Genomic DNA, 6,066 nt, shown 5'->3' with positions numbered 1-6,066 from the left:
GCAGGGCGTCCGGGGCAATAAAGGCTGTCGAAGATCGAGTGTAAAAGGGAGACTTGGATGTCCCGTTTTACATCACGAGATCAAAGACACGCTTGGTTTTTTTTAATCTAGTCGAAATGCTTGATCAAGGAGGATCAGATCTTACCGAGACGGCGGTGTATATCTCTTCCTGAAGTCCCTCATCATTATGAAGAAAACGTGGTCTGTCCCCGAATACGAATATTATGTCCCCGAATATTACCCTTCGATCACATGGAAGAGGCGTTGCCCCTGATTAGTGATTTCGCACGGAAATCAGGCGCTGGCAAGTGACGGGCAATGCACCATGCAAGCAGGTGGCGATTTGATCCTGTCCATTATGGAATGGGCACTTTATCATCCGGTTTTTACCGGGAATCATCACCTGGTGTGGTGTTTGCCGGAATTCCACGGCCTGATTGGGAGATATTATGAGCTACAGGGATATTCTGCTTTATCTGGATGATGGCAATTCAAATCATGAGCGCACAACGACAGTCTTGCAAATGGCGGCAAGGCTAGGTGCCCGAGTCACTGCTGTCACGCTCGATACACTCGTGCCCAAGGGTATCCGGGTGAAAGACCCGATAGTGCGCAGGGAGATGGCGAAAGATGCGGCTAAAGAGCGTATTGCCGAGTTTAATACGTTGGCAAAAGAGTGCAATATTGAGTCTGACAGCCGCACAATTTCTGAAAAAAAAGCAGTGGCTGTAAAAAAAGTTGCCCAGTTCGCACGCAATTTTGACTTGGTGGTTTTGCGCCAGGCCAACCCGGCCAGTCCTCATGCCGGCATGCAGCAGGAGTTGGCCGAGCAGGTTCTGCTGTTATCCGGGCGTCCGGTGTTTTTCATGCCCTACATCGGCGCACATCACGTTCCATGTCGTAAAGCGATGATTGCCTACGACGGAACACCATCAGTGACCCGGTCCGTTCACGATGCCTTGCCGATACTGAAAGGTATCGACGACATCACCATCATCGTGGTCAGGACAGAATTGCAGAAAGTGGCCAAGGGAGAAGTGCTGGCAGAACACTTGGTGAAACATTTGCAGCACCATGGCTTGAATGTCTCCTTGAAACGGGTCTATGCAGGCACCTCGGACGTCGCCGTTATCATTGAAAATGCAATTGCTGACAATGATATTGATTTGCTGGTGATGGGTGGTTATGGAACACCAAGCCTACAGCAAAAGATTTTTGGCGGTGTCACCAAAACATTGCTGTCGAGCATGCTGGTCCCGGTCATCATGTCTCATTGAAAATAATAGGGGGCAGGAAAATAATAGGGGACAGACCACGTTATTTGATTTAGTCGAAAGTGTTGATCAAGGAGGATCAAATCTTGCCGAGACGTCAACGCATCTCACTTCCTGAAGTTTCGCTTCATATTATCCAACGAGGTAATAAAAGACAGGACTGTTTCTCTTCTGATGACGATAAATACGGTCTGTTCAAAAATGAGTTCTATTCGCAGTATTTCTAAATTACCTTATTTGTGATCCTTCATCTTTCTTTGCCAGGCACATCTTTTCGTCTGCATTGTGAATCAGAGCATCGCCATCAATATATGATTCGTTACCTGTTTCAGCTATTCCTACGCTGAGAGAGAAATCAGGATATCTCTCGGAAAATGCATGGATGATTCTTTTGCAAAGAATTTTGGCATTCTTACTGTTGCATTCAGGGAGTATCAAACAGAATTCGTCTCCTCCATAGCGGCATGGAACATCTATCTCTCTTAAGTACTTTTTTAGCACGTGCCCCACGAATTTAAGTACCTCGTCACCCTTTACGTGGCCATGTTTGTCATTGATTTCCTTGAAATGATCAATGTCGATATAGACAAATGACAATTAGGTTTTACGTCTTTTTGCTGCTGCAAGCTCGCGTTTTAATGCCTCCTGCATGGCCCGTTGGTTGTAGATGTCTGTCAGTGGATCAAGTTTTGCCAGCATTTCCAGTTGCTGCGTTCTTTCTGCCACTTTCTCTTCGAGGCTTTTCGCATACTCTTCGGTTATTCTTTTTGCGCTTTCAATTTCACCGACGAGGCTGTCAATGTAGGTATCAAACACCAGGGTGGTATCGAAATATATCAGCCTGTCCAACGCGTCCAGTGTTGAAGCTAACAGCTCTTCACTCTCAATATTGGCTTTCAGTGTCTTGACGAGTGTTTCTTTAAGGGTCAAAACAGCAGAAAGATAGAGCTTGGGTTCCACCCCAATCCTTTTATGAACCATGCCGATGCGTAAGCGATCATTGACATATTCACTACCATAATTACCGCTAAACAGGTCGATAATATACTTGCGTTGAGCATTACGTAGCCTGAGGAGGGTATCGGCGTCACCGATCAGCAGGGCGATTTCATCGATTGCGGTCTGTTTCTCATAAAACTCGTTAACGATTTCATCGACGGTATCTTCAATAAGGAACTTGTGACCGGATAAGGTGTTGCATGTTTCCAGATCAAGACCGAGTAATTGCTTGCGACGCGTTATTTCTACATCACTAAGCTGCATCTGCTCAAGTAGCGTCTGGTTGGTACGTCTCAATCTTTTTCCCCTGTCACAGCCGATAGGAATATACGCATTAGTTCCTATCTATAATTATGTTGATACGAACTATTCTACTAAGCCTACTATTTTTTTGAGAAACAGACGTGCATTTCTTTCTCATAAATGCGATCTCTTTTGACAGATGCATCCCGTTGCCGTGAAATAGGGCTATTAAAGAATATTCACCGGAGATACGTCGATGAAACTCGGCATTGTTGGTCTTGGCCGCATGGGTGGCAACATGGCTCGTCGTCTGCGCAGGGCAGATATCGAGGTTGTCGGACATAACCGCACGCTCGCAACTACCAGGGAACTGGCCGATGAAACTGGGTTTGAGGTCGCCGAATCGATACCGGCCCTGGTTGCACAGCTGGAGTCACCAAGAGTCGTCTGGTTGATGTTGCCCGCAGGAAAAATCACCGAGGATGCGATTGACCAGGTGCTGCCCTTGCTCGACAAGGATGACATTCTGGTAGACGGTGCCAACTCCTGGTTCAAGGATTCAATGCGACGGGCAGAGAAGGTACAGTCAAACGGTATTCATTATGTTGATGCCGGTGTATCTGGTGGTGTGTGGGGGCTGGAAAACGGTTACGCCCTGATGGTCGGGGGTGATGATTATGCAATACAGAGAATCGCCACTCTCCTGAAAGCACTGGCCCCAGCGCCTGACAAGGGTTGGCTGCATTGCGGGCCAGCCGGAAGTGGGCATTACGTCAAGATGGTTCATAACGGGATTGAATACGGCATGATGCAGGCTTATGCAGAGGGCTTCGCCCTGATGAAGTCACGCGATGATTTTGCCATTGACCTAGGTGCAGTTGCCGAGATGTGGCGGCACGGTAGTGTTGTACGCAGCTGGCTACTTGATTTAAGCGCGGATTTCCTTGCCGAAGACCAGGAGCTTGAAGAGCTTGAACCATTCGTGGCTGACTCGGGCGAGGGTCGCTGGACGGCAATCGAGGCGGTTGAGCAGGGCGTTCCGGCACCCGTGATTTCCCTTGCGACCATGATGCGTTTTAGTTCGCAGGGCAAAGGTGATTACGGCAACAAGATGCTGGCGATGATGCGCAAGGGTTTTGGTGGACACGCCATCAAGAAAGAGAGCTGATTCGTGGATACTATCTCACCCTGCCATTTTGTTATTTTCGGTGCCACCGGCAACCTGACAACAATCAAGCTGCTGCCGGCACTTTACCATCTTGAGAAGGCCGACCGTCTTGCGGACGCGCTGGAATTCATCGCACTTGCGCGGCGTGACTGGAGTCAGGGTGACTGGGCGGAGCATATGCAACTGGCATTGCAGGAGAAGCTTGGCGATGCTTTTGATATGGATATTGCTTCCAGGCTGATCGAGCGCTTTACTTATGTACGTGGTGATTACGCCCAGCCGGAAGCCTATGACTCCCTGATGGAGGCTTTATCCAGGCCCAAATCGGGTGTTTGTGAAAATATTGTTTTTTACCTGGCCATACGCCCGGCTGATTTTCTCAACGTTGTCACCCATCTTCACAACGCAGGCTTTAGCGGCAAGGTCGCTCGGCACCGCATTGTAGTTGAAAAGCCCTTTGGTGAAGATCTCGAGAGTGCGCGCATGCTGAACATGCGGCTGCATCAACACTTTGATGAGGATCAGATCTATCGTATTGACCATTACCTTGGCAAAGAGACGGTACAGAACCTGATGGTATTCCGTTTTGCCAACAGCCTGATTGAGCCGATCTGGAACCGTAACTATATAGACCATGTGCAGATTACCGTGGCAGAGGATAAAGGAATCGACTCACGTGCCGGCTATTTTGACAGTAGCGGTGCGCTCAAAGATATGTTGCAGAACCACATGATGCAGCTCTTAACCGTTATGGCGATGGAACCCCCGGCAACACTGGATGCAGACGCCTTGCAGGATGAAAAGGTCAAAGTACTGCGTTCCATCCGAACAATACCGCGTGAAGCAGTCAACAGTTATGCCATACGCGCACAGTACAGTGCAGGAACAGCAGGTGATGAAGAGGCAGTCGCATACCGTGAGGAAGAGAATGTCGCAGACGATTCAACCACGGAAACCTATGTTGCCGCGAAGTTCTATATAGATAACTGGCGCTGGAAGGGTGTGCCTTTCTATCTGCGCACGGGTAAACGCCTGCAACAGAAGATGACCTCGATCTTTATTCGTTTCAAACATCCGCCACAGCAGTTGTTCCAGAACACATCGTTACAGAATATTGAACCAAACTGGATTGTACTGGCGATTCAGCCGCATGAGTGTATGCATATCGAGATGCATGCAAAAGAACCCGGGCTGGACATGAATACACGCAGGGTCGACCTCAAAGCGCCTTACCGTGATGAGGGTGAAGCTTCCCTGGATGCGTATGAAACCCTGCTGCTCGATATTATTGACGGTGACAGGAGTCTGTTTATCCGCTTCGACGAAGTTGAATGGGCATGGCAGGTTGTAGACCCGATACTGCGTCACTGGGCAGCTGCTGACAGTTATGTTCACACCTACCCGGCAGGCAGTTGGGGGCCGGAGGAAGCAACCCGTCTGTTCGACAGCGACGACCAGAACTGGCGTAACCAGATCGAGCAGGCATGACTAAACAAATAGTCCGCAGGCACGTTTTTGAACAGCAAGACGCGCTATTGAAAGAGCTGTTTGATCGAATCGGACAAGTTGCCGATGATGCAATCAGACAACATGGTAATTTCAGAATCGTACTTGCAGGTGGAAGAACGCCGGAAGCTTTATATAGAAAGTTGGTGCATCTCGATACCGACTGGGAACACTGGTTCATCTACTTTGGTGATGAACGCTGTCTTCCTGTAGATGATCCTGATCGCAATGACACAATGGCCCGTTCTGCCTGGTTTAATCATGTCGCTATTCCTCCAGAGAAGATATTCCGGATCCCGGCAGAGCTGGGAGCAGAGCAGGGAGCCATGCACTATCGGCAGACGATTGCGACAGTGGTGAATTTTGATCTTGTATTACTGGGTATAGGTAAAGATGGCCACACAGCCAGTCTCTTCCCCGGAAATGAATTGGGCATAACAACTGAATCTCCGGATGTACTCGCAATCAAGAATGCGTCAAAACAACCGCCTCAACGTATCTCCCTCAGTGCATCCAGGTTGAGCCGCAGTGAACATGTCTGCTTCCTCGCGACTGGCGAAACAAAGAGCAGGGCGCTCGAGCTGTGGGAATCAGGTGTAGATCTACCCGTCAGTGCAATTACACCGGTTAATGGTGTTGATCTATATACAGACCTCACTGAAAAAGAAGAATAAGAAAAGCTTATATCGCCAATAAAAATAAATATTGCAATATCAGAATATACTTATCTCCATTGAAACGAGGCACCAAGCCCGCATCAAAAACGATTTTTAACTTTATTACTTTTTAAACATTTTTGGAGATTCAAATGAAAAAGATTATTACTGCTGCAGCTATCGCTGCCATCATGGGTTCATCTGCTGCTATCGCTGATTG

The 6,066-nt window shown here is 48.3% G+C and carries 6 protein-coding genes; 4 read left to right on the top strand and 2 right to left on the bottom strand.

Annotated elements, in window-relative coordinates; translation table 11 throughout:
- Nucleotides 1-449 precede the first annotated feature (449 nt).
- Nucleotides 450-1,277: a universal stress protein gene (locus BOW51_RS06645; protein WP_078477008.1), complete on the top strand. Its 828-nt coding sequence runs from the start codon at nt 450-452 to the stop codon at nt 1,275-1,277.
- A 225-nt stretch (nt 1,278-1,502) separates the two neighbouring features.
- On the opposite strand, the gene BOW51_RS11640 is transcribed toward BOW51_RS06645, so the two are convergent.
- Both BOW51_RS11640 and BOW51_RS06635 read right to left on the bottom strand, forming a co-directional pair.
- Complete coding sequence (locus BOW51_RS11640; RefSeq protein WP_245828577.1) at nt 1,503-1,871, bottom strand: GGDEF domain-containing protein; 369 nt, start codon at nt 1,869-1,871, stop codon at nt 1,503-1,505.
- A complete protein-coding gene (locus BOW51_RS06635) occupies nt 1,872-2,570 on the bottom strand; it encodes a protoglobin domain-containing protein (RefSeq protein WP_245828574.1) in 699 nt (232 codons plus the stop codon). It abuts the gene before it with no gap.
- A 202-nt stretch (nt 2,571-2,772) separates the two neighbouring features.
- On the opposite strand from BOW51_RS06635, the gene gnd reads away from it, so the two are divergent.
- From gnd to pgl, 3 genes are read left to right on the top strand one after another with little or no spacing between them, the layout of a single operon-like run.
- Nucleotides 2,773-3,684 (top strand): phosphogluconate dehydrogenase (NAD(+)-dependent, decarboxylating), encoded by a 912-nt coding sequence (gnd, locus tag BOW51_RS06630; RefSeq protein ID WP_078477007.1) that lies wholly within the window; start codon nt 2,773-2,775, stop codon nt 3,682-3,684.
- A gap of 3 nt (nt 3,685-3,687) precedes the next feature.
- Nucleotides 3,688-5,172 (top strand): glucose-6-phosphate dehydrogenase, encoded by a 1,485-nt coding sequence (zwf, locus tag BOW51_RS06625; RefSeq protein WP_370738159.1) that lies wholly within the window; start codon nt 3,688-3,690, stop codon nt 5,170-5,172.
- A complete protein-coding gene (gene pgl / locus BOW51_RS06620) occupies nt 5,169-5,864 on the top strand; it encodes a 6-phosphogluconolactonase (RefSeq protein WP_078477006.1) in 696 nt (231 codons plus the stop codon). Before zwf ends, pgl begins: the two co-directional genes overlap by 4 nt.
- Nucleotides 5,865-6,066 lie beyond the last annotated feature (202 nt).

Source organism: Solemya elarraichensis gill symbiont, assembly GCF_002021095.1.
GTDB lineage: Bacteria > Pseudomonadota > Gammaproteobacteria > Chromatiales > Chromatiaceae.
Note: the sequence above shows the minus strand (reverse complement) of the source record. Positions and strands in the feature narration are given on the sequence as shown.